The sequence below is a fragment of the Nonomuraea roseoviolacea subsp. carminata genome (assembly GCF_024172185.1).
GTDB classification, from domain to species: Bacteria; Actinomycetota; Actinomycetes; order Streptosporangiales; family Streptosporangiaceae; genus Nonomuraea; species Nonomuraea roseoviolacea.
Genome location: NZ_JAMZEC010000001.1, coordinates 3935709 through 3958741 on the forward strand (window position 1 = coordinate 3935709; position 23033 = coordinate 3958741).

The following is a 23033-nucleotide window of genomic DNA, read 5'->3' on the forward strand; positions in this document are numbered from 1 at the left end:
GTCACCTCGATGTGCCGGGGCTCGACCCGTTCGGCGTTCATCAGCTGCCCGAGCCGGCCGTAGACGTCCTCGAACTCGCGCATCAGGGCATGACTCGCCGCCCCTGCGGCGTATTGCCGGCAATGCCATCGGTCCACCTACTGGGATGGGGGTTCGGGTTCAGTACTTACTGTTCTGACCCTTGTCGGCGCGCAGGGCGGTCACATCCCCCACACGGGTAGTTTCGGCGCCTCAGCTTTGCCTCTCGTCGTGCGACCGGTCGGGGCCGACACGTTCCTGCGCCACCGCGAGGCGGGTGAGCTCGACGCGGGAGCCGACGCTCAGCTTGCGGTAGACATGCCGCAGATGGAACGCGACCGTATGGACGCTGAGGAACATCTGCTCGGCGATCTGCCGGTTGGTCCATCCGTCGACGGCGAGCAGCGCGACGGCATGCTCGGTTTCCGTGAGGCTGCCCCAGCCGGAGGCGGGCCGCTGAGTGTGGTGCCAGTGGTGGCGGCGCACACCCAAGTCGCGCAATCTCCGGCGGACGCGTGCCGCGTCCCTGGTGGATCCGATGTCATCGTAGATCGCCAAGGCCCGGTCCAAACCGGTGACCGCCTCCTGCCGCTCCCCGAGAGCCTTCAGCACCATGCCGAGATCCTCCACGGCCGAGGCCTGCGCCCATTTGTCCTCGATCTGCTCGGCAGCGAGGGAGAGAGCCTCGCGATCGCCATCGAGCAGGCCCCGGGCGTGCGCGGCGGACGCGGCCAGCATCGGAAGGCCCAGGCTGGCGTGACTGAGGGCCTCCGCCGTGGTGACGATGGACTCGGCCGTTGAACGGTCTCCCGCGCCCATGGCGACCCGGACCATCCACGCGCTCACCGTCGAATCCATGGCGAGCAGCGAGGACAGCTGCTGGAGCGGGCCGGAGAGAGCCGTGAGCAAGGTCATCGCGCTCCGGGGACCGTCGCACGCCTCGGTGACCTGGGCTGCCAGCAGGGTGTGCCGCGAGTGTGCCTCGCTCGGTCCCTCGGCGGGGGCCGCGAGACGTCGCATTGCTTCTCGCAGGTCGCCCCGCCGGAGAGCGACGGCGGCGAGTACGCCGCTGGCCACCTCGGCGGCCAGCGGCATGTGGTGAACGGCGGCGAGGCTCAGAGCCCTTTTCCCTGCGGTGACGGCATCGTCGAACCGGCCTGCGGCGAACTCGGCGCGAGCCTCCAATGCCGCGACGTCCGCCGCCCAGGCCAGATGGCCATGAGCGAGCATGTCCGTGCGTGCCTGCTGGAGCACTGCCCGCGCCTCGTCGAGGCGGCGCACATCGATGAGCAGCGCCGCGATGGTGAGACAGGATTCGTAGCGGCGTTCGTCCGGCGGGTCCCTGCTGGCCAGCCGCCAGGCGTCCTCGGCCAGCGCAAAGGCGTTGGAGAGCCTGCCCTCGTCCCGCTCGATCGTGGCGAGGGCGGTCAGCGCGGCGACCGTGACTGTTGGACCGTGCCCGGATTCGCCCTCGATGATGTCATCCGCGTATGCACCTACGTAGTCGTCATGCCGGCGGGTCATGGCATACAGCCTCACCACGACCGCGCGGTCGCGCACGTGATGCCAGCGGGCCGGGAGGGCCAGCACACGGTCGGCCTCGTGGATCGCCTCGTCGTCCCTGCCGGTCCGGTACATGATGTCCGACAGCAGGCATCGTAGTTCCGCCACGCTCTGTGCGGAGCGATTGTCGGCGAGACGTTCCTGGACCATGCTCTCGGCCTCCTCCAGGCGGCCACCGGTGACCGCCACGTGGACGGCAGCGGCCGAAGCGGTGAAAACGCCGCCCGCCGGTTCCAGGTCTGTGAGAGCGCCGAGCTGGCTCAGCAGCGCATCGCGTACTGGCGGAGGAACCGATGTGGCGGTGACGGTCCCGACCAGCTCGTAACGGAAGGCGAGCCCACGCCCGGTGACGTCGAGAATGCCCGCCGCCATGGCTTCCTCGATGGCGGAGAGCAACCCGGCCGGCGTGGTGCCGAGCAGCGACGCGGCCTGCTCGATCGGCAGCGGCCCGCCGAGCACGGCGGCGGTCTCCACCAGGCTACGGGCCTCCCCGCTCAGGGCGTTGGTCCAGCGTCGCACCACCCTTCGCAGCCGGACAGGCAATTGGGTATGTGACATGGCACCAGGGGGCGCGTCGAGCCGGCCTTCGTCGCGCAGGCCGGTGAGCAATTCAATGATCAGCAGAGGATTGCCCCCGGCACCGGCCATCAGCACACTCGTCGTCGGATCGGGAGGCCTCCCGAGCATGTCCGTTGCCAGCTCCGCGACGGCTTCCGGCGAGAGCGGCGCGAGCGTCACCCGCGCGGCGCCGTTCCGCTCCAGGAGGCCGAACAGGGAGGCGGCCCGGCCGTCGTTCTCGGCGGTCGAGCCGCTCAGCAACCAGCCGACGGGCCGGGCCGTCAGCCGGTCGTGCAGGACACGGACAATCTTCAGCGTCGCCGGTTCGGCCCGGTGCAGGTCGTCCAAGACGGCCAGCACCGGCGCTCCGGCCCGCTCTTGGAAGGCCTTCGTCAGTCGGTCCAGCAGGTGCGTCGGTGAGCCGGCGGACTGTGCCTCGAACGGGAGGCCGAGGGACTCCAGCAGGAAGCCGCACGAAACGAGTTCGCCCAGTTCCTCCACGCCGCCGCGGATCAGGCCGACGCCGTGATGGGCGGCGACATCGGCGGCTTCGTCCAGCAGCCTGCTCTTGCCCACCCCGGGTTCACCGTCTACGAGTAGCGTGCCGGTCCCGCCTTGTCGCAGCGTGCGAAGCAGCCCCTCGACCTGGCGCCATTCCCGTTCGCGACCCCGCATCTCGTTCCCTCCAAACCGAGCGCTATCCAGCGCCGGAGCGGCGAATCCCCTGCCTGTGGAGATCTTTTGTGCTCGGTCCGTTGTAGTACCGCGAGAGAACGCGAAGCTACGGCTTCTTGAGCAGGGACAACGATGGCTTGAGCTCGATCAGGAAGAGCCGACGGTTTTACAGCGCGTGACTGTTGCGGTGCCCACTTTGTCATGATCGCCTGCCTCTGCTTATGTGTTCGGAGTGAGTCGTGATTCCGATATGGGCGGGCGTCTCGAACCTGTTCCGGCGAAGGCTGACCCGGCGGGTGGGAGGATGAACCACATCCCCCTACTCCTTGTCCTAGGCACGGTCCCCCTTCTGCTTACCAACTGGTTCATCGCTGCTGTGATCCTCGGGCACGGCTGCACCCTTTTATACGAGGGCGGCAACATTACGGAATGTGCCGGCGGGCTGTCAGAGGAAGAGATGACCGCAACATCGGGACTGATCGCGCTGGTGCTCCTTGCTATCCAGATGGGGCTGATCGTCCTGGTGCGCCGACGCGCCCGCGGATCGTGGCGAGGCGCATGATCGGCGACGCGCTGGACGAGCCACCGGTCCAGGGCCTGTACGGACTGCAGATCTTCAGAGGGGTCGAAGGATTCGGATCCAGCGAGGATCAGGGGGCGGGGCGCGTCGGGACACCGCCTATCGCGGCGAGCACGGACCTCGCTGCCTGATTGCCTTGGCCCACCCAATGCGGGTCAGACCTGGTGCCCTGCTTGATCGACCAGTACCACTGCACCTCAGCCAACAGCGTGCCGCGAACCGCGACCACCGTCGCCGTCGTCCCCACATCGCCGGCGTCCGAGCTGCCCGGCTCGGTGACCAGTACCTGAACCGCGCGCCATCCGGGCGCCGCGAAATCGAGGAGCGTGCTGCCCGTCTCGTCGAGATCCCCGAAGCCCGTCACAACGCCCTCCGGTTGTCGCGTGCACTGGTCGGCTGCCCGCATCGAGGCGTCCAGCAGGACGCTCGCCTTCGCGGGCGACGTCACCCAGAACCTGGCGGACAGCCGCCCCGGGAGCTCAGCCACCCGCAGCTCGGCCGCGTACGCGGGGACACCCTGCGGCGGGAGCCGCGCCTCCGTTCCGGTTTCTGTACGGCACGGCGCCAGCAGTTCGAGAGATGGATCTCTCCTGTATGCCTCGTCGAAGTTGGCCCGCAGGCGCTCAGCGATCTCCTCGGCAGAGGACGCGGCGTTCGAGGGATAGCGAAGGGCGAAGGCCGGGCTGCAACCGAAAGCGATCAGCAGAAGGAGGGCTGCTGCCGCCGGTCTGAGCCGTTTGAGGCGATCCATATCGGTAGGACGTGACAGGCTTCGTCCAGGTTCGATCAACTTTGTGCCCTACTGGGACCGGCGAGCACCACGCAGGCGGATCCGTAAACGCATGATCCGAACTCAGAACAGGCCCTACTTCATGTTGCAAAGGCCCTGAACCTTCGATCGCCCCCAACCATGTCCGGCGACCAGCCATGCCGTGGCGATCGTTGGGCTGCATCTGTGCGGTGGCGCGGCAACCCCGGCCGGAGCGTTCGGCAAGTACGGCGAGGCTGGCGGGCGGAGGGCCGGGGGTACGGCGGCGCGCCGCGCCGCCGCTTGATCCTTAAGAGGGTAATTCGGCAATGCTTGCGCAGTGCTAGGCCGACTCCGGTACCTGACCGATGAGCGTGAAGAGGTCGGCAACGAGTGCCGGACCGGCTGCGATGGTGGCTCTGGACGTTGTGGTGTGGGGGCTGCCGTCGAGGTCGAGGACTGCGGCTCCGGCTTGGCGGGCGATGATGATGCCTGCGGCGGTGTCCCAGGGGTTGTTGCTGAGCATGATGAGGGCGTCGGTCTTGCCGTGGGCGACCCATGCCAGGTCGATGGCGGCTGAGCCGAACATGCGGATGCGTTGTACCCGGGCGGCGAGTTCGTGGGTGAGGGCGAGACGCGGGCGGTTGCGTTCTTCGGCGTTGGTGCCGACGGCGTAGTCGCCGATGGCCACGATGGCGGCGTCCAGGTCGCGGGTGTCGCTGACATGGATCGGCGTGCCGTTGGCGTGGGCGCCTGCTCCTTCGGCTGCTGTGTAGCACGTGCCCAGGAACGGGAGGTCGATGACGCCCAGGACGGAAGTGTTGTCCTGGATCAGGCCCAGGGAGACGGCGCACAGGGGGAGGCCGTGCAGGAAGTTCACCGTGCCGTCGACGGGATCCAGGGCCCAGAGCAGGCCCTTGCCGGCGTGGCTGAGTCCTTCCTCCTCGCCGAGGAATCCGATCTCGGGAGTCTCGCGGGTCAGGAAGTCCCGGACCGAGTCCTCGACGGCGTAGTCCACCTCCGTAGCCATGTCCCGGTCGCCCTTCGCGGTCACCACGCCGGGAGCCTTGGTGCGGATGATGTCGGCGGCGATGGTGACGGCCTGCTCCGCGATGGACAGTAGAGAGCGGGCGTCGATGCTCATCTGAGTGTGCTCCGCTCCCACATGTCGGTGAAGACCTGGTCGAAGACGGGGAAGAGGCCGTCTGCGGCGGTGTTGTCCGCGATCACCAGCGTAGGGGAGTCGACTCCGCGGGCCTGTGGCAGGTAGGGCTGGACGATGCAGAGTCCGCGGTCCACGATCAGGATGTTGAAGCGGATGGTCTCGTCGTAGACGCGTAGTTCGAGGCGCTTGGTCGCTTCGGGGTCGAGGCGGTCGCGCAGCCTGGTCAGCGTGGTGATGTCGAGGGTGGTCAACATCGTCAGTGTCCCGTCGGCGTGGCCTTCGTCGGGCTTCGCGGGCGCGGATGGCCTGCCCGTCCGGGTCGAGGAAGAGGCAGCGGATCCGCGTACCTGTCTCCAGCAGGCGCTTGAGCGGTGGTCCGGGTAGCTCTGGCAGACGACGTTGAGGGACAAGCCTGCGGCGCTGATCTCCTTGGCCTACAGACTCGATCACTGGCTGGGACGTCTGTTCACTCCGTCGAACATGGACCGCACCTTGGATCTCCTGGTGGCAGCGCACGAAGCGCCATCCACGGAGCTGCATGAGACTGAGGCCATCAAGCGGCAGATGGCCGAATGCGATCGGAAGCCGGCTCGCCACCGCGCGGCTCTGGGGGCCCGCGCCGACCCGGTGCTCATCGCGAGCTGGATGAGGGAGGAGCAAGGTCGAAAGACTGAGCTGCAACACAGGCTCACGCGGCTCCCCGGGGCCCGGCCCCGTCTCTTGGACCGCGACAGCCTGGCCGCGTCCCTGCGCGGTCTGGGGAGCCTCGTGGAGGTCCTGGGGAGAGCCGACCCGACCCGGAAAGCCAAGATCTACGCCAATCTCTGCCTGGAGCTGGTCCACCACCCCTCACAACACAAAGTCCTGGTCGCCGTCTCCAGCGACCAGGACCATATGGGGTACGGGTCTGTGTCCGAGGGGCGACTGTCACCGGCCGCACATGGCCAAGCGCTATTCCTGTCCTGATACATCACATTCGCGCGGTCTGAGCACTGCTACTTGTGCCCGATTTGGCGAATAATCAGGTGCACAACACTCCGGATAGCGTCAGAGCTTGAGGTCATTCCAGACGCGAGTTCAGGCGGAGCAGGACCTGAGCGAGGAGCGGACGCTTGGTGGGCCGCGCGGGGTCGGCGTATGTGACGGTTCCCTAGAGATATCAAGCAGGTTGCTCGCTATTACTGGCTGTCCGTGATGCGCGCTGGCCGTACTCTGTCAGGAGATTCTGTGTTCTGGGGAGTGTTCGCGTCCCCGCTGCTGTCAGCCGAGGCTGGAAACTGGACATGGAAGGCCCTGCTGTATGTCCTTCGCCGAGCAGATTATGCCGATCCTTCGCGTCACGTTGGAGGTGCTCCGTGAGGCCGGGGCTCCGATGGCGCCCGGCGACGTGCGAGAGGCGGTCGCCAAACACGTTGAAATCCCTCGCGACCTGCGGATTCCTGACGCACATGGCGAGACTCGCTGGTGGTCTCAAGTGATCTTCCGGACTGGTGAGGCGGCGTCCCTGGGATGGATGGCCAAGAGGAACGGTTGGTCGATCACCGCTGTCGGGATCAAGACGCTGGAGGACTTCCCGGACGTAGCCATATATCGGGAGTTGCAACGCCAGTACCGTGAACGACGGCTGTTCCGTGCAGGTGATTTTCCGGGGGCCTTCGAGCAATATCAACGTAACCTCGGCTATGCGCGGCAGCTCGTGCGCGGCGGTCGCAACCTGGAGAGGCTGGGCGTCGGTGCTTTCGACGTCACTGATCTCTACCGAGCGGCGTGGACTCAAGCGGTTGCAGCCCTTGACCACTGGGTCACGCAAGAAATCATCGATCGGGCAGTGGCCCTGGCCCAGAGGCCAGGGGCTCCGCGGCCGAGCAATTTCAGCAAGTTGTCCATGCCGGTCGAGTTGGTGGAGAAAGTTCACCGTAACGCCGAGCCGTTGGAAGACGCATTCCGTGCCGCGATGGAACGGTTCTTCGAGTTCAAGACCTTCCAGCACCCGGACAAGATCGCGGAGGGCTTCTCTCACGTCAGCAAGGTCAAGCTGTGGAAAGTCGTCGCCGACAGGCTGACCGACCAGGACCCGAGCAAGCCGATTACGGCCGATGAGATCCGCACACAGCTCACCGGGATCGCCAGGCGCCGCAACAACATCGCGCACACTGCCGACCATGACCCGGACAGCTTCCGCCGCAAGAAAAGGATCACCGCCGGGGAGGTTGAGCAGACCATCGACGTACTGGAGTCGGTCGCTATCGCAATACTCCAGTCGCTCGGTGACCTGCCGCCAGCCACGGATCACAGTGTTCCCCCAGAGGAAGTCGGCTCCCTCGGAGCTACTCCGGCTCAGATCGATGCCAAGCGAAGGGGCGTGATTCGGGGTCTGTCGAAGTGGACCGAGGAGAGCCTTCTTCACGCCCTTGACGAGTACTGTCCTCCTGACGTGGCCGACACACTTCTCGCCGTGTACCGGCACGCGGAGAGCCACCCCGCCTTCCGCGGCTACATCTTCGGGGATGGCGTCCATCCCTCAGTCACCGCCTGGTTCAGTACTGGCCAGGACGAGGCAGCGATGTGGAGCATCTACACCGGCGAGAGCAAGTCAGTGCTGTCGATCAATTTCGAATGGATGCGCAACAGGGGCGTGCCGGCGGATCGCCTGGAGCGATTTGCTCATGCCCTTTCTGTACTCCCCGGATGGACCGACCTGCCGGCACGACTCGCTATCACCAACTACGCCAAGAGGCCCTCATCCACCCCAGCTGCCCTGGCATTGCCGGACGCCTCGCAGATCATCCTTCGGGCGCTGAACGACCTGCTGGCCGCCAGCGCCACACCTCGAGCATGGATGGTACGCGGTGGCCGGGAGGGGGAGCGCGAGCCGCGAGCGTTGGATGAGGGACTGATCGTCGTCGGTTGGCATGAGGTGGGGGATCTCAGCTGCTATACGACTCGGGACGAACTTGCCGAGGCTCTACGCAGTGCTTTCCCGACGGCCAGTCCCAACACCATCGCCAACTGGAGAGGCCAGCTCTGGAGATTCACCACCGAGATCCAACGGGGAGACCTCGTGGTCATGCCGCTCAAGTCACACCCCGGCCACATCGCCATCGGCGAGGTCACAGGGCCGTACGAGCACCGCCCACAGGAGCCCGTTGACTTTCAGCAAGTGCGTGAGGTCGGCTGGCTACGTCGGGATGTTCCTCTCGACGTGGTCAAGGACGACTTGCGCACCGGCCTGAGCTCGATGCTCACGATATGCAGACTGGTTCAGGATGACGCCGCGCGCCGGATCGCCACGATCGCCGCAACCGGGACCGACCCTGGCGCGGCAGCGGAGGGCGCCGTCATCGCCGATGACCTGTCAGAGGCGACAGACCCTGGAGTATGACGGCGATCCGCGGCCACTGACGGCGTACGACGAGGGAAGTTCTGCGTCCGCAGACGCGAGGCATTGGACTGCGCAGAGACGGCAGCATATCGGGCGTGGGTGGTACGGCTGTAGAGAGCGCCCGCAGAGGTGCCGGTCGTTATCGCTGCTTGGGCATCGAGGCCATGAAGGTGCGGGCGAGGCGATCGATCTCGTCGTCCCGGGAAGCCTCGTCAACGCGCTGATCTCGGTCGATCCGGCTGCGTTCGGCTTTGAGACGGCGCTCCTCCTCCCGCAGTCTGATTTCGTACTCGCCGGTGGTCTGCCGGGTGGTGAAGTTCAGTTCGGCTTCGTGACAGGCCGAGCCCGCGCGCAACTCCTGAGTGAGGAGGCGGTCGTACTCGGTCTTGCCGTTCAGCATCTTGGAGATGATCGGCATGCAGTCGAGCAGGACGAAGATGATGCGCAGCAGCCAGTGGGCGAAGTTGACCATGCCGCTCTGACCTGCGACGGTGCCCAGGGCTTCCCACCGGTCAAGCAGCCCGATGTCGGTGTAGGCCTGCTTTTTATCTTCAACGCGCTTGGTGATCTTTTTGCTGAGTGCCGCCGCGCGTTCCTTTTCGGCACTGGCGCGATCGGCCGCGAGCGAGCCGAGCTCCGCCCGCAGCTTCCCTACCTCTGCTTGCTGCCGCGGGAGGTCATGGTTGGCGAGAAAGGTCGCAAGATCCCTCTTTCGCGCTCTGCACTCGGGCCCGTCGCCGGTCACGCCCGTGGTCTGGTTGAGAACCTTGACGCCAAAGCACTCCCGGTTGCTGCGGCCCACCAGGTCTTCGTGCTCTTTCATATCCGCCGCCAAGCGATCTTCTGCGGCCTTGAGGATGGCCTGCCTCTGCGTCATGTTGCCTTCGACCGCGAGCGCCTCGTCGCCGCCGTCGAGAAGGAAACCGGTGCAGTCGACACCCGCGGGAGCAGGCCCTTGCAGGGGGTTGCACTGCTTGTACCGGCTCTCCGTCAGGCTGATCGCCTGGTCGCGTTCCAGCATGATCTGCCGATCGAGCCGCTCCTGAAAGATCTTCAGAGTCAGCGGTTCGGCGATGAAGACCCCGATGACGACGGCGAGAGCGAGGCGGACCAGCACATTGCCCCAGCGGGTCCAGCCATCGTTGTCACCGTGAAGACTGGTGATCAGAAATCGATCGACATTGGCGATGATCAGCCCCCACAGCACCGCGGCCGGCACCAGATAGAGCAGGGACGCTTGTGACAGCAGTGTCAGCGCGCCCAGCATAGAGGTGCCCGCAATGAGCGCGGTGCTGATCACGAGTCCGCCGAGACTGGTGTAGCGGGAGCGTTCCTGCGGGACACTTGCCAGGATCTTCTCGTCGACTCCCGTGAACCGGCGTAGGAGCATTCCGAGGGTGAGCTTCCCTCGGCGGCGCCGGGGGTGCCGTCCGTGCTGCTCAGACACCTTCGATCCGTGGAGAATGTCAACCACGGACGTCCTCCTCCGGGAAGAAGTCGTCGTCGGCGTCGCCTGCTGTCACCTCGGCGCGAGCCTCGTACGCGGGTCCTTCGAGACTCTCGGACTCCGCTTCCGGTTCGACTTCGTCGAAGGATGCGAGCAATTCCTTGCCGGTTGTTTCGTTGAACAGACCTTGGGCGATCGCCGTCCGAACGACCTCAGCCCGTGCTCGGGCCTGAACGACTTGCAGGTCGTGTTCGAGCTGGGCCCTGCGCTGGATGGCGTTGTATTCACGGTCGCCCAAGGCGGCGTAACGGTCCGCGATCTGCTGATCACTCAGGCCGCGAACGGTGACGAACAGGCCGTCGGCGGCGCCGGGACCGCTGTTAAGAAGATCCCTGATCTTCGTGGCTTCGGTGATCTGGTGATCACGATATAGCGCCGCCTCCTGCCGGGTGAAGTCGTTCGCACTGTGGCCCTTGGCGTGCAGGAAATCCTGCTCATCGAGTTCAAAGTCACGGTCGAGCTTGCGCTTGACGTCGCGGAGACCGTGTTCGCCCTGAATGTTGTGCAGGCTGGTCTCGTAGCGTCGCCGTCCCTGAGCGATCTCGTCGGGGGCGTACACGTTGAGGCCGGCGAACTCGGCCGTCATGCCGGGCAGCACACACGGCACCACGGTTGTGTAAGCCTTCACCTGGGCATGCACGAGCGTCCACAACTCGTGGACCTCGTGCAACCTCTTGTTACGGCCGAGTTCGAAGAGCTTTGGATAGCCCTGAATATAGGTGATCAGGTGCTCGGTGACGTCGGTGAGGCCGGCGCGTACCACCTCGATCGGTTCGTCGACCGTGCAGCGGAACTGAATCGCGACGGTGAAGTCATGGGCGCCGGAGGAGTTGATCGGCACCTGGATGGTGGTCGGGTGATCCCTGGCCACGTCAACGACGCTTACGCTCGCTGCGTGCAGGACGTGCGGCTCGTCGCCGCGCAGCCGTCGGTCGCCCAGCACGAACGTGCCGTCGTACTCGAAGACCAACCGCTGATGCGGAAGCTGGCGAGGGAGACTGGAAATCAGGCGCCGGGGCTTGCTCAAGAACCCCTGCTTGGCGACAGGGTCAAGGGGAATCTGGCTGATCACGGGGTAGCTCATGGATGCTTTCCGATGGTGTCGAGGGACAGAACGGCCGGGCTCAGGAAGACCCGGAGGAGCGACAGGAGAATTTCCAGCCGGTTCTCGTCGGTGTTGCGGGAGATGGCGTAACGCCGCAGATCATGAGCCAGTAGAGGCCTTTCCTTCGCTGGGAGCGCCTCCACTAGTGCTGCGAACAGGGCACGAACGTGATCGCGGTCGTCATCGTCGCGCTCATCGAAGGCGCAGACCGCGTCGTACAGTGCGGCCAATGCATCCCTGCGGTGAGGGCGCTTGACCAGAACCGCCGACCAGAGCTTGGCGAGAGGGACAGCAGAATCAGGGCGAGTGCGCAGATGAGCGGTGACTGTGGGAATGCCGACGCCGTCGGCGCGGGCAGACAGGACACTCAGGATCGCTCGAATCAGCGGGTCGATCGCACGGCCGATTCGCTTGTCATTGCTGATCTGCCGCGCCACCCAGTCGAGCATCGGAAGAGCGTTGCCGGTAGCCTCGGTCAGCGCGGCGAACAGACGGGCCAGCGCGATCTCAGCATGCCGGACAGGCTTCTCGCTGTTTCTGATCTGTAGCCACAGCATCCGGACCGCTTCCAGCGGGAACCGGATGCCCAGCTCGCCGGACCAGGCAAGGGTGGCGGTGAATTTGGGCCGCGCGGCCGATGCCCTCGTCCACGAGCTGACCGTACGCAGTACCTCCGAACGGGTCGTCTCGTCCAGGCACAGCCATGAGACGGCCATCGCGGCGGTGGCTTGGCTGCGCATGACGCCGTTCCCGCGGGCCCAGGGGGTGAGAAAGGTGCTATCGACGTACGAGTAGTCCGAGACCGAGGCCAGAATCGCCACGCCTCTGGCGACTTCGGCCTGTGCGCTCGGGTTGTCGCGTAGAGCGGCGCACTCATGCAGCCATTCGATGACCGGCTCCCACAACCGCATGCCATGTCGTTGGTACAGCTCCCGCATCACATGGGTTCGATGACTTGCCACCTTGAATTCCAACCTGCGCCCCGGTGACAGGCTGAAAAGCGAACCCTCTGCCACTCGGAGCAGGCGGCGGCTCGGCATCGGATCATCCGCCGAGACGGCATCCGCCTTTTCCATGCCGATACCGGCGATGGACTCCAACCGGGCGAGGAGCGACTCGAAACTGGCCTCCGGGAGACCAGCGGTGAACGCCATGGCGGCCATCTCGAAGAGCTCCCCGCGAGAACGCGGGGCATCGAACCAGGCGACCACGTCACGCCGTCCGGCAGACTCCAGCCTGCCGAGCGCCTGGTCGAGGGGCGCCCCTGCGGCCAGGTCACGCGCCAGTGCCACCACGTCGGCCATGGCATGTTCGGGGGTGATGTGAGCGGCCGCCTCCGCAGCGATCTCTGGTGCCACCTGATAGGCCAGCAGGACGTCTCGGGCCGGCGGTGGCTGCCAGAGGATCTGGTCTCCTGCGGGCAGCGAAGTAGCCGTCGCTGTGATCACCAGATATGCCCCGGCGTCGCGCACGCGGCGCCTGATCTCCCGTAGATGAAAGTCGGCGATACTCCCGTCGACATCGTCCTTGGGCCAGTCGCACAGCAGGTAGCCGTGCGCCTTCCGGTATTCGCGGGTGGCCAGCTTCTCCAAGGTGTAGGCCGGGCTCAGTTCCACCACCACCTCGCGCCGTCCTCCGACGAAGTCGTGAAGCAGGTTGAGCGCCGCCGTCCGGCGGCCGGTGCCGGCGGTGCCGATGAGGGCCACCATGTTGCACCTGCCCAACTGCTGGGCGGCGGCCTCGTAACTCTCGTGACGCTCGTAGCGGGTGCGGGCCTCCGCCATCTCGTGTCCGGACACGGGTCCTGACGTGCGACGGGACTTGGTGCGGGAACCGGAGATGCCGAAGGAGGCTCCTCCGATATCGCCGTGGATGTGGTTGATGACGGTCTGGACCTGGGAGACCTGCGCGAAGCTCGCGTCCGCCACCTCGGCTTGCTCGGTCAGGTCGATCGGCGTGGCCTCCTCGCCGATCAGGACACCATCGACCGGCGCGTCAGTTTCGGATGCCAAAGTTGATCTCCTCGCCGGAAATGGGGGCGGTGATCAGGTTGACGGTCATCTGCTCGGCGTTGAACTGCTGCGCGAACTGCTCCACAGCGCGGTCGACGCGCACCAGCTTCTCCAGGGACTCCAGCAAGTCGTCGCGCGACTCCGGGTCGGCCGGCCGGCCCTGCTCGGACCGGAACTCCTTGATCTTCGCGAGCAGTCTCCGGGCACCGCCGAGTCCGGTCTCGGTGCCGTAGGCGCCGAGACGCTCGAGGGCGCCACCGGCGATCAAAGCCCACAAGGTGTCGGCGACCGCGGGCAGATTGTCCATGTCGAGAGGTCCTTTCTGATCCAGGTCTTCTGAGGGAATCCACATCCAGGCGATCTCGGTGCGCTCTTTGGTCGGTACCTCCAGCCGGGTGAAGGACTCCGGCCGGTAGGAGGTGTGGAGCTGCCGGACGACGTCCTCGTAGAGCCGATCGGTGAGGATCAGCACCAGATCGGCCCGGGGGTTCACCTTCAGGGCGGTACGAGCGGCCGTCGCGTCGAGCAGCCGACAGGTGGTCACCACGACTTGTCCGACGAAGCCCATGGCGCCCCGCTTCACGACCCCGTGGCCGATCGAGATGCGAATGCGCAGGCGGGCGTCGTCCCGGCGCTCGCGATTGTGGTCGTGGAGCGCCTTGCGAAGGCGACGGACGAGGTCGTCGATGACTCGGAGCTCTGGCTCCCCTTCGGGAAAGACGATGACTTCGCCGTCGCCGGCTTCCTGGCGGGCCCAGGTCTCGCGGCACAAGCCGGCCTCTCGTGCGCTACGGTCCATGACCTGGGCCAGACCGGACTGGATCGAGTCGTGCCGCAGGTCGTCGCCGCGGCCGTATCCCTCCGCATCGACCGCCATGACCAAGCGGCGGCTGAAATCAGAGTCAAGCATCACGTCACCTTGTGGTTGCGAGGAAGATCGATCAGAGTGATGGGGAGATCGCCGGGATAGAGTCTGGCGAAGATCACATCGCCTCAAGACGTACCAGTACGCTTTAGCGGAAAGTCGCCAGACCGATTGGATCAATGACCAGCTTCCGGCGATGACTGGGATCGATCAGTTTGAGTTCCTTGAAACGTCGGATGGCTTTGAAGACAGCGTCTTTTCTCGCACCGACGAGATTGGCGATCTCCTCATGGGTAAGATCGACTCCCAGCTCTCGTTTTCCGTCGGCCCTGTCGGCTCCGTGTCTGTCAGAGAGCTCCACGAGCACGTTCGCGACCCTTACGGGCACGCTGAACTGGGCAAAGTCGGTTCTTCTCCGGTTGGCCCAGTCGAGCCGGTCGGCGATCATCCTGGCCAGCGCATTCCATGCCGCCGGGTGGCGATCAAGGAAGTCGATGAACGCCTGCGCGCGGATGGCGTGCACCAACATCGGACTGCACGTGGTCACCATGGCCGATCTCGGCTCCCTGCGCAGAGCTGCCAGTTCTCCGACCACATCGCCGCTGACGCGGATGCCCAACATGGCCGCTCCACCGGATTCCAGGTAGGCCGTCACCTTCACGCATGCCGTGAGCGGCTGACCTGGGATGGACCTCAGTAGATAGACCTCGGATCTGTCTCGATCTCCTTGGTATATGAGTGGTTCGCCGGCCGGCTTAGGGGACGACGGTGCGAGGGCCAGTAGCTCCGTTCGCTCTTCTGGGCTGAGCCTGTCCATAAGGGTGCCAATGGGCCAACTGGCAGGAATCTGACCATTTATCACTGATTAAGCGCCTTGGATCATCGATGTGAAGCTGTTAGAAGTTACACCCTGGGATATCTGGAGGCCAGGTCCAGATGGTCATCACAGCACAGATATAGGGCTTTTGTCCGGCTTATCCCCGAAGGTGCTGCGAGTTTTTCGGGATAACGGAACATTGTTCCTATGGTTGGCGCGACCTGGTGATCATCGGCGTGTCGACGTGTCGCTTATGCGCTAGGGGGCACGTTTATTCGGTACTGCGATATATGTACTTATCGGATAGTGGCTCCAGGCGCAGCATGTTGTGGGCACTGGTGTCCAGCGCTGTGCGCGCGAACGGCGAGCGCCTGGATCGAACGGCTTGTTCGCGCTGTCCTCGTGTAGGCCTGCGCAGGATGGGCGAGGCGGTCAGGACGCCTTCGTGCAGGTGAGCACGATGGTTGTGCCGACTTCGACTTCGCTGCCGGCCTTGTGGGACTGCTTGGTCACCGTCCAGTTCTCCGGCAGGACAACCATGGTCTCGTAGCGGTCCTGAGAGCCGAGCTTGATGTCGCTGAATTCGTTCCAACCTCGGTCCACCAGCCACTGGCGGGCGATTGCGGCGTTCTGCCCCTTGAAGTTGGGCAGCTTCACCAGACGGCCCTTCTCCTCCTCAGCGGGAGGCAGACCGGTGTCCTGCAACGCCTCCACGGCGGCTGTCCGGGTGGGGGACGTGACGGCGGCCGGCGTGCTGCTGATGCTTCCTACGGCCACGCCGCCGACACAACCGGCACCCAACGCGAGAACGGCGATCAGAGCGACCGCCGGGCCGGAGAACCCGCGACGCGCAGGAGGTGGCATGAGGGGCAGGTGGGTCATGGGAATTCCCTGCAATCAGGCGGCCAGCACCGCGTCGAGGTAAGTGATGTCGCGGACTGCGACGTAGAGACGCCAGCTGAGCAAGCCAGTGCGGGACACCACCGTGACCTGCACGTCGTGAGCCGTCAGCCAGGTGGCCAGGTCGGCGAAGTAGCCGTCGCCGGAACCGATGACCACCCGCTCGAACCGGAGGTCGATCCGGTCGTTGACGGCCATCTCGGTGAGCACACTGTCGGCGCCGTCAGGGCCGGAGCGGGTGAGGATCTGAGCGCCGTGGATCACCCGGCCCACCTCGGCCAGCGATCGTGGGTTGACTCCGACGACGAACTGGTCCAGAGGGCCGACCGGAACCCGTCGCAGGTAGTCCGACATGGTGTGCGCGATCTCCGTCGCGGCGGGCGTCGGCGACGCCGCCAGGTTCTCGATGTCCAGTAAGTGGATGGCTCGTCCTGCTCGCAGAGTACGCATCACAGCTCCCTCGTATCTCTCGTACAAAGAGAGTAGGACGTGTGAACTTAGTATGCAAGCATTTCTAGCGTGATAGCAGCAGAAGTAGTTGTGATGCCGTTGGGCGTTCATACGGAGTCTTGCGTAGGGCCTGCTGGACGAGATAGCGCAGAGGTGGGGGGACCATGCGGAGGTCCGGGTCGGAGTTGATGATCTGGTTCTCGACGGCCCAGACGGACGGACCGTCGAAGGCCAGGCGGCCGGTTGCTGCGAAGTACATGGTCGAGCCCCAGCTGAAGATGTCCGAGGCCGGACTTGCCTGACGGCCTTCGACCTGTTCGGGCGACTTGAAGGCCGGTGTGCCCTTGGTGCCCCCCGATGTGGTGAGCCGTTCGGCGGCACGTGCTATCCCGAAGTCGATCACCCGCGGGCCGTCGGGGGCGAGCAGGACGTTGGCAGGCTTGAAGTCCCGATGGACGATGCCCGCCTGGTGGATCCCGTTGAGGGCGGCGGCTGTGGCGATGGCGAGCCGGACCAGGCTGTCAGGAGAACGCGGGCCCTCGCGACGGATGAGCTGGTCGAGCGAGGGCCCCTGGACGTACTCGCTGACGATGTACGGCCGGCCGTCGTCGACGCCGATGTCGATCACCCGCGCGGTCGCGAACCCCGGCACTCGGCGGGCCGCGCTGGCCTCGGCGAGGAAGTCGTCCCGCTCGGTGAAGGCCACTCGTGCGTGCAACAGCTTGACGGCGACCTGCCCGCCGTCCGGAGAGCGAGCCAGGTAGACCTCGCCCTGGCCTCCTTGGCCGATCTTGGACAGGAGTGCGTACGGCCCCACCCACGCTTGCGTCGGTCTGGATGCCCGACTCGGCGTCGCCCGTCCGGGCCGGGTTCTCGGAACGGTCGCCGCAGGCGGGCTCTTCTGGGGCAGGACCCGCTTGGCCAGGACGAAGAGGTGCGCCGCGCCGCCGAGATAGGTGCCCATCCAGATCATCGACGTCAGGGTCCAGCGAGCATCCTCCTTCGGAACGTTCTCGAGGGCCCAGGAGGCCGCGAACACCGCTCCCTCGACCGCGAGATACGCCGCGGCGAAGATCCACAGTGTTGCGTTGCGGAGCCGGTAGGCGGCGTACCCGATCATGAACGGGATCGGTAACCCGCCGCAGCAGCAGACCGGTATCAGCGCCCAGGCCAGGCTCTGACGGAGGCTCGTCTGGAGGGCGGCCCCATCGGGCCTGGCAGTCATGAACCGCATGATATGTAGGCATTCCACGCCAGCGTTTGCATTCGCGAGGAGCCGACATAATGGTCGGGCGGTTGCCCGTCACTGCCCCAGAGCGGCCTCCACGGACGGGCCGGCCCAGCCCGTCTCGGTCTTCCAGATGATCGAGACTTCGAAGAGGGTCTTGATGATGTCGACCGCCCACAGATCCTGCGGCTCCTTCGGCAGGACGAGGAAGAGGCGGTCGATCTCCTTGTACTTGCCGCTGGCCCATTCGGCTTCCAGGAGCTTGGGCGCCACGGCACGGAGCTCGGCATAGGTGTCGACGTGCTGCGCTGAGATCACGTAGAACCCGAGCCCGCGCTCGTCCTCACAGATGATGTCGGCGTACTCGGTATCCAGCAGGGGCTCGCGTTCATTGCCGTACAACTCGGCTGCGAGCATGTGCTTGAGACGGGCGTGAGCTGGTTGTTTCCGCCTGGCAGCCGCCTGTTCCTTGAGGAAGGCTCGAAACTCATCCCCGTCGGCGAACCGCTCACTCCGGGACGAAGAGGCAGCGTCAGTCTTCTTGATCTCGGTCACAGGCACCTTGACAGGCCCGCCTAGTTCAGCAGGCAGAGGGGACGAATGGAGCACCGTCAGGGACTGCGTGCACCGGGTCAGAGCGACGTAAAGCTGCCGAAGCCCCGTCGAACCCTGTTCGGCGAACAGATGCGGTTCTACCACCACGACGTGGTCGAACTCCAGACCCTTCGCCATGTGCGCGGGCATGACGGTGATTCTCTGTCCCATTCCCGGCAACGCCGACTCCTGGAAAGTGGCGATCCGATGGACGAGTTCGGCATGGAACTCGTCCTGCGCCGGAGTCAGGACCGCGACGGAACGTGCGTGGTCGCCATCCTTCATGGCCAGCTGCTGGGCCCTGGTGACCGTCTCGGTGATAATGCGTTGCCGGGAGACCAGCATGATCGCCAAAGTGCCCGGCGATGACGGTCGCACCGAGGCCGGGATCGCCGTGGAAGGCGAGATCTTCGTTCCCAGCATCGCGGCGAAGCTCATGACGTCGGCCGGCACCCGGTAGCCGATGCCGAGTTCGGCGATGTGCCAACCGTCGGTGCTGGCCAGGATGTCGGCCAGGTGCTCCCAGACGTCGTACTGGCGAATTCCCGTGCTCTGCGCCACGTCTCCGAGTACCGTCATGGAGCCGGACGGGCACCAGCGGGCCAGCGACTTGGCCTGCATGGGCGTCAGGTCCTGGGCCTCGTCGATGACCAGGTGGTGGTAGCGCCGTTCGTCTTCCCCGGTCAGGAGCCATCGGAGCTCCCCCAGGCAGACGAGGTCCTCGGCCGACCAGGGTTCGTCCGCGACTCGTTTCGCCTGGGGGCGGACAAGCGCGGCCTGCTCGTCGAGGGTGAGCACGCCGAAGGCCGCGGCCGCGAGGCCGTCCTTGTCGGCGAGCAGTTGCCGATAGATCTGCTCGGCGCTGGACGACGGCCAGACGCGATTGATGAGCGTGGAAACGGCCGCGACCTTCTCCAGTTGGGTACGGAGCCGGTCGTCGGTCTTCTTGACCCGAGTCGCGTCGGCGTACTGGGTCAGCAGCCAGTCGACGGTGGTGTCGATGAAGCGGCGGCGGCGTACCTGGTAGGAACCCCTTGCCGCACGAGCCGCCGAGGCCAGCCGGACGAGCCCGACCCTGTCGATCTCCAGCCGCGCACCACGGAAGTTGAAGCCCTCCCCGGCGGCGAGATCTTCTCGAATGAGGTTCTCGACGGCGTTGTGCAGCACCCAGGCCATCCGGTCGTCCGACTTGACCAGGCGGGCGGGGACCGGATCGGTTCCCCGGACGTTGCCTGGCCAGAGCTCGGCGATGTCCACGGTGGCGACACCGCGGCTGCCCATGCGCGGCAGGACATCACGAACGTACTGCAGGAACGCCTTGTGTGGGCCGATGACGAGCACCTGGTCAGGGGTGAAGTGCTCATTGTCCAGCAGCCAGGTGACGCGGTGCAGCCCGACCGCGGTCTTGCCTGTACCCGGACCGCCCTGGATGACGAGCACGCCCTTACGTTCGTCGGCGACCAGCCTGAGCTGGTGGCGCTGGATCGTTTCGACGATGTCACGCATGACGCCGTCACGCGCGAGGTCCAGGTCGGCGAGGAGGAACAGGTCGGGCTCGTCGTCGATGACCGGAGCCGGGAGGGTCTCCCCCTCGGCGTTGATCACCTGGATCTCGGTGTCGCTGTAGTCGAGAACCTTGGGGCCGTCGCAGCGGAGCTGACGCTGCCGCCGTACGTCCGCAGGGTTTTCGGGAGTGGCCAGGCGCCAGGCGGTCGCCGCCTTGGAGGTCCACTTCACCAGCACCCGGTCGCCCTGGGGGTCCCGTACGGTGGCGCGGCCGATGTACCAGGTGAGCTTGTCGTCGGGATCCTCAAGGAGGTCGATCCGGGCGATCACGAGGGGATGGCGGCCGGGATCCTCACGGCGTCCGTACTCCTTCGGCAGGTCCGGATGAGAGGACAGTCCCGCGTCCGGGCAATCCCCGAGGGTGCTCGACCGGAAGCTTTCGATGGCCTTCCGGTCCTGGTCGACGCAGTCGTAGATGTGATCCACGGCTAACTGTTCCTCAGCGATCACCGCATTCCGATCGACCGTGCTCATGTGACCTCCGGGGGAAGCATGGATGCCGGGTGTTGAGAGCGGTCCAACGACGGCATGTCGAGTCGATCTATCAGTTCTTGTGGCCCATGTCACTAGGCGGAAAACCGGTGGGTGCCCTCCGGGATTTAGTCTAGACCATTGTGGCGTCGGTACACAGGCGCAATGTTAGGTGTTGACGAAAACGGCGCGTGGTCTCTAGAGTCTGGTCCACAAGACTGTTCACGCCCGCAGCCCGGACGAACTGCGCAGACCCACGGTCGCTGGGAGACTGGCCTCGGCACCCCGACGCAGACTGACCGATCCAGAGAGGCCACCACGTGGCGAAGTTGACGTTGCCGCAGCTTGAGCGGCACCTGTTCGGCGCGGCCGACATCCTCCGCGGCAAGATGGATGCCTCGGAATTCAAGGAGTACATCTTCGGGATGCTCTTCTTGTAGCGGGCCTCCGATCAGTTCGAGGTGGTCCGCAGCGAGGTCGTCGAGAAGCGGGTGGCCGAAGGCAAGAGCCGCGAGGAAGCCGAGCGGATGGCCGAGATGCGCGGCTTCTACCGTGGTGACAAGTTCTACGTGCCACCGGAAGCCCGCTGGAGCCACATTAGGAACGAGTCGCGCAAGAAGAACGTCGGCGACATGCTCAACAAGGCGCTCGGCGCCCTGGAGGAAGAGAACGTCGCCGCTCTCGAAGGCGTCCTGGAGCACATCGACTTCACCCGCAAGGTCGGCCAGTCCACCATCCCCGACAAGCGACTGCAGCAGCTAGTCGACCACTTCTCGCGTGTGCGGCTCCGCAACGAGGACTTCGAGTTCCCCGACCTGCTCGGCGCGGCCTACGAATACCTGATCGCCCAGTTCGCCGACTCCGCCGGCAAGAAGGGCGGCGAGTTCTACACGCCGCGTGGCGTCGTCCGCATGATGGTCAGCCTGGTCAAGCCCAGACCGGGCATGGCCGTCTACGACCCGTGCGCCGGCTCGGGCGGCATGCTCATCCACGCCAAGGAGTACATCGACGAGCACGGCCTCGACTCGCGCGACCTGACTCTGGCGGGGCAGGAGTACAACGGCGGCACCTGGGCGGTGTCGAAGATGAACATGATCCTCCACGGCGTGCTCAACGCGCTCCTGGAGAACGACGACACCCTGGCCGAGCCCAAGCACCTCAACGGCGGCGAGCTCGCCCGCTTCGACCGGGTGCTCACCAATCCGCCCTTCTCCCTCAACTATTCCGCGACCGACATGAAGCACAAGGAACGCTTCAAGTACGGCTACGCCCCGGAGACAGGCAAGAAGGCGGACCTCATGTTCGCCCAGCACGTGCTCGCCGTCCTCACCCCGGACGGGATCGGGGCGACTGTCATGCCGCACGGCGTGCTGTTCCGCGGCGGCAAGGAGCAGGAGATCCGCAAGGGCATCATCCAGGACGACCGTCTCGAAGCCGTCATCGGCCTGGCGCCCAACCTCTTCTACGGCACCGGCATCCCCGCCTGCATCCTCGTCCTGCGCGGCACCGATCCCCGACCGGCCGCGCGGCACAACAAGGTCCTCTTCATCAACGCCGACCGCGAGTTCACCGCCGGACGCGCCCAGAACTACCTCGACCCGCAGCACGCCGAGAAGATCGTCGCCGCCTACGAGTCGTACGAGGACATCCCCGGCTTCGCCCGCGTTGTGGACATCGAGGAACTGCGCGAGAACGACTTCAACCTCAACATCCGGCGCTACGTCGACAACACTCCCCCGCCCGAGCCACAGGACGTCCGCGCCCACCTGCACGGCGGCATCCCCAAGTCCGAGGTCAAAGCCAAGGCCGGTCTGTTCCGGGCGTTCGGCATCGACCCGGCGACTCTGTTCGCCGAACGAGACGCCGATTACTTCGATTTCCTGCCCGAAGGCTGGCAGGCGACGGCCTCTCGCCTGCCCGGGCTGGCCGCCCCTGCCGAGGCGCGTCTGCGGGCGGCGTTCGCGGAGTGGTGGGTACGGCACAGCAAGCGGTTGATCGAACTGCCCGACACCCACAAGGTCATGGAGGTCCGCGCCGACCTTCTCGACTCTTTCGTTACCGAGCTCCTGCCCGTCGGCATCCTCGACCGCTTCGAGCTGGCCGGTGTCGTGGCCGCCTGGTGGGGCGAGGCCCAGTACGACATCAAGACTCTGGGACTCAACGGTTTCGAGGGCGTGGTCGAGGGCTGGCTCACCACGATCGAGTCGGCGTTCGAGCTGGATGAGGAGGAGCTCGAATACTGGGACAAGGCCAAGATCGCCTCCGAGAAGCGCAAGGCCCGTGATCATCGCGTTGTTCCGGCGCTCATCCCCGACTACCTCGCGGAACTCGATGAGGCAGAGGCCGCCTATGCCGAGCTGAACGCCCAGCTCAAGGCCGCCGCAGTCAAGCCCTCGGAGGAGGACGAAGAGGTCGACGAACCGGCCGAGGACCAGCTGTCCGAGGCCGAAATCAAGGCCTTGAAGTCTCGTACGGCTGCCGCCAAAAAGAAGGTCTCAGCCTTGAAGGAGCACTTCCTGCCGCGACTCCGCATGGCTGTCGGCGCGCTCGACGAATCCTCACGCCGCGACCTCGTGCTTGAAGTCCTTCGGCTGCAGCTCTCGACTCGCTTGGAGTCTCGTACGGCTGTCGCTCGCCGGCTGTTCGAGACGGCGTTCCATACCTGGGCCGACAAGTACGCAGTAACGCTCAGGCATCTAGAGGCTCAGCGTGATGCCGCTACCAGCCAGCTCAATATCTACCTGAAGGAGCTTGGCTATGCCTAGCCGAGAATGGATATCGACCTTCGTTGGAGATCACGCAGAGGTACGTGCCCGCATCGGATGGCGA

Annotated in this window: 16 protein-coding genes and 1 pseudogene; 4 read left to right on the top strand and 13 right to left on the bottom strand. The window is 65.4% G+C overall.

What is annotated here, in order from left to right; genetic code table 11:
• Window positions 1–231: 231 nt before the first annotated feature.
• Window positions 232–2814 (bottom strand): LuxR C-terminal-related transcriptional regulator, encoded by a 2583-nt coding sequence (locus HD595_RS18465; protein ID WP_253770649.1) that lies wholly within the window; start codon window positions 2812–2814, stop codon window positions 232–234.
• 304 nt (window positions 2815–3118) lie between these two features.
• Here HD595_RS18465 and HD595_RS18470 point away from each other — a divergent pair, with 304 nt between their 5' ends.
• Window positions 3119–3376: a hypothetical protein gene (locus HD595_RS18470; protein ID WP_253770651.1), complete on the top strand. Its 258-nt coding sequence runs from the start codon at window positions 3119–3121 to the stop codon at window positions 3374–3376.
• 88 nt (window positions 3377–3464) lie between these two features.
• On the opposite strand, the gene HD595_RS18475 is transcribed toward HD595_RS18470, so the two are convergent.
• From HD595_RS18475 to HD595_RS18485, 3 genes are all read right to left on the bottom strand, one after another.
• Window positions 3465–4145: a hypothetical protein gene (locus tag HD595_RS18475; protein WP_253770653.1), complete on the bottom strand. Its 681-nt coding sequence runs from the start codon at window positions 4143–4145 to the stop codon at window positions 3465–3467.
• A 340-nt stretch (window positions 4146–4485) separates the two neighbouring features.
• A complete protein-coding gene (locus HD595_RS18480; RefSeq protein ID WP_253770655.1) occupies window positions 4486–5286 on the bottom strand; it encodes an inositol monophosphatase family protein in 801 nt (266 codons plus the stop codon).
• Window positions 5283–5717, bottom strand: a complete 435-nt coding sequence (locus HD595_RS18485; protein ID WP_253770657.1) for a DUF5919 domain-containing protein — start codon at window positions 5715–5717, stop codon at window positions 5283–5285. The genes HD595_RS18480 and HD595_RS18485 overlap by 4 nt, the downstream gene beginning before the upstream one ends.
• 890 nt (window positions 5718–6607) lie before the next feature.
• Here HD595_RS18485 and HD595_RS18490 point away from each other — a divergent pair.
• Window positions 6608–8689 (top strand): restriction endonuclease, encoded by a 2082-nt coding sequence (locus HD595_RS18490; protein ID WP_253770660.1) that lies wholly within the window; start codon window positions 6608–6610, stop codon window positions 8687–8689.
• Window positions 8690–8828: 139 nt separating this feature from the next.
• Here HD595_RS18490 and HD595_RS18495 read toward each other — a convergent pair whose 3' ends face one another.
• The 9 genes from HD595_RS18495 to HD595_RS18535 all read right to left on the bottom strand — a co-directional run bounded on the left by HD595_RS18495 (window position 8829) and on the right by HD595_RS18535 (window position 20207).
• A complete protein-coding gene (locus HD595_RS18495; RefSeq protein ID WP_253770662.1) occupies window positions 8829–10163 on the bottom strand; it encodes a DUF4407 domain-containing protein in 1335 nt (444 codons plus the stop codon).
• The gene (locus HD595_RS18500) at window positions 10156–11280 is read right to left on the bottom strand and encodes a hypothetical protein (protein ID WP_253770663.1); all 1125 of its coding nucleotides are present in this window, start codon (window positions 11278–11280) and stop codon (window positions 10156–10158) included. Before HD595_RS18500 ends, HD595_RS18495 begins: the two co-directional genes overlap by 8 nt.
• The gene (locus tag HD595_RS18505; RefSeq protein ID WP_253770665.1) at window positions 11277–13313 is read right to left on the bottom strand and encodes a hypothetical protein; all 2037 of its coding nucleotides are present in this window, start codon (window positions 13311–13313) and stop codon (window positions 11277–11279) included. Before HD595_RS18505 ends, HD595_RS18500 begins: the two co-directional genes overlap by 4 nt.
• Window positions 13297–14223 (bottom strand): hypothetical protein, encoded by a 927-nt coding sequence (locus HD595_RS18510; RefSeq protein WP_253770667.1) that lies wholly within the window; start codon window positions 14221–14223, stop codon window positions 13297–13299. The genes HD595_RS18505 and HD595_RS18510 overlap by 17 nt, the downstream gene beginning before the upstream one ends.
• A 103-nt stretch (window positions 14224–14326) precedes the next feature.
• Window positions 14327–14995, bottom strand: a complete 669-nt coding sequence (locus HD595_RS18515) for a Crp/Fnr family transcriptional regulator (RefSeq protein ID WP_253770669.1) — start codon at window positions 14993–14995, stop codon at window positions 14327–14329.
• Between the two features lie 432 nt (window positions 14996–15427).
• Window positions 15428–15877 carry a PASTA domain-containing protein gene (locus HD595_RS18520; protein WP_253770670.1) on the bottom strand — a complete coding sequence of 150 codons (450 nt, stop codon included), beginning with the start codon at window positions 15875–15877 and terminating at the stop codon, window positions 15428–15430.
• Window positions 15878–15892: 15 nt separating this feature from the next.
• Window positions 15893–16345, bottom strand: coding sequence for a PIN domain-containing protein (locus tag HD595_RS18525; RefSeq protein WP_253770672.1), 453 nt, complete (start codon window positions 16343–16345; stop codon window positions 15893–15895).
• Window positions 16346–16409: 64 nt separating this feature from the next.
• The gene (locus HD595_RS18530; RefSeq protein WP_253770673.1) at window positions 16410–17570 is read right to left on the bottom strand and encodes a serine/threonine-protein kinase; all 1161 of its coding nucleotides are present in this window, start codon (window positions 17568–17570) and stop codon (window positions 16410–16412) included.
• Window positions 17571–17648: 78 nt separating this feature from the next.
• The gene (locus HD595_RS18535) at window positions 17649–20207 is read right to left on the bottom strand and encodes a HelD family protein (RefSeq protein WP_253770675.1); all 2559 of its coding nucleotides are present in this window, start codon (window positions 20205–20207) and stop codon (window positions 17649–17651) included.
• 317 nt (window positions 20208–20524) lie between these two features.
• Here HD595_RS18535 and HD595_RS18540 point away from each other — a divergent pair.
• Together HD595_RS18540 and HD595_RS18545 are read left to right on the top strand one after the other, a co-directional pair.
• Window positions 20525–20965, top strand: a pseudogene (locus HD595_RS18540) (type I restriction-modification system subunit M N-terminal domain-containing protein); the annotation flags it as partial.
• Window positions 20966–20983: 18 nt separating this feature from the next.
• Window positions 20984–22969 (top strand): N-6 DNA methylase, encoded by a 1986-nt coding sequence (locus HD595_RS18545; protein ID WP_253781228.1) that lies wholly within the window; start codon window positions 20984–20986, stop codon window positions 22967–22969.
• The last annotated feature ends 64 nt before the right edge of the window (window positions 22970–23033 follow it).

Excerpts from the sequence above, each read along its gene's own strand:
- HD595_RS18510 (WP_253770667.1), bottom strand. The coding sequence starts at position 14,223 with ATGCTTGACTCTGATTTCAGCCGCCGCTTGGTCATGGCGGTCGATGCG.
- HD595_RS18470 (WP_253770651.1), top strand. The coding sequence starts at position 3,119 with ATGAACCACATCCCCCTACTCCTTGTCCTAGGCACGGTCCCCCTTCTG.
- HD595_RS18535 (WP_253770675.1), bottom strand. The coding sequence starts at position 20,207 with ATGAGCACGGTCGATCGGAATGCGGTGATCGCTGAGGAACAGTTAGCC.
- HD595_RS18530 (WP_253770673.1), bottom strand. The coding sequence starts at position 17,570 with ATGACTGCCAGGCCCGATGGGGCCGCCCTCCAGACGAGCCTCCGTCAG.
- HD595_RS18500 (WP_253770663.1), bottom strand. The coding sequence starts at position 11,280 with ATGAGCTACCCCGTGATCAGCCAGATTCCCCTTGACCCTGTCGCCAAG.
- HD595_RS18480 (WP_253770655.1), bottom strand. The coding sequence starts at position 5,286 with ATGAGCATCGACGCCCGCTCTCTACTGTCCATCGCGGAGCAGGCCGTC.
- HD595_RS18520 (WP_253770670.1), bottom strand. The coding sequence starts at position 15,877 with ATGACCCACCTGCCCCTCATGCCACCTCCTGCGCGTCGCGGGTTCTCC.
- HD595_RS18525 (WP_253770672.1), bottom strand. The coding sequence starts at position 16,345 with ATGCGTACTCTGCGAGCAGGACGAGCCATCCACTTACTGGACATCGAG.
- HD595_RS18465 (WP_253770649.1), bottom strand. The coding sequence starts at position 2,814 with ATGCGGGGTCGCGAACGGGAATGGCGCCAGGTCGAGGGGCTGCTTCGC.
- HD595_RS18490 (WP_253770660.1), top strand. The coding sequence starts at position 6,608 with ATGTCCTTCGCCGAGCAGATTATGCCGATCCTTCGCGTCACGTTGGAG.
- HD595_RS18475 (WP_253770653.1), bottom strand. The coding sequence starts at position 4,145 with ATGGATCGCCTCAAACGGCTCAGACCGGCGGCAGCAGCCCTCCTTCTG.
- HD595_RS18515 (WP_253770669.1), bottom strand. The coding sequence starts at position 14,995 with ATGGACAGGCTCAGCCCAGAAGAGCGAACGGAGCTACTGGCCCTCGCA.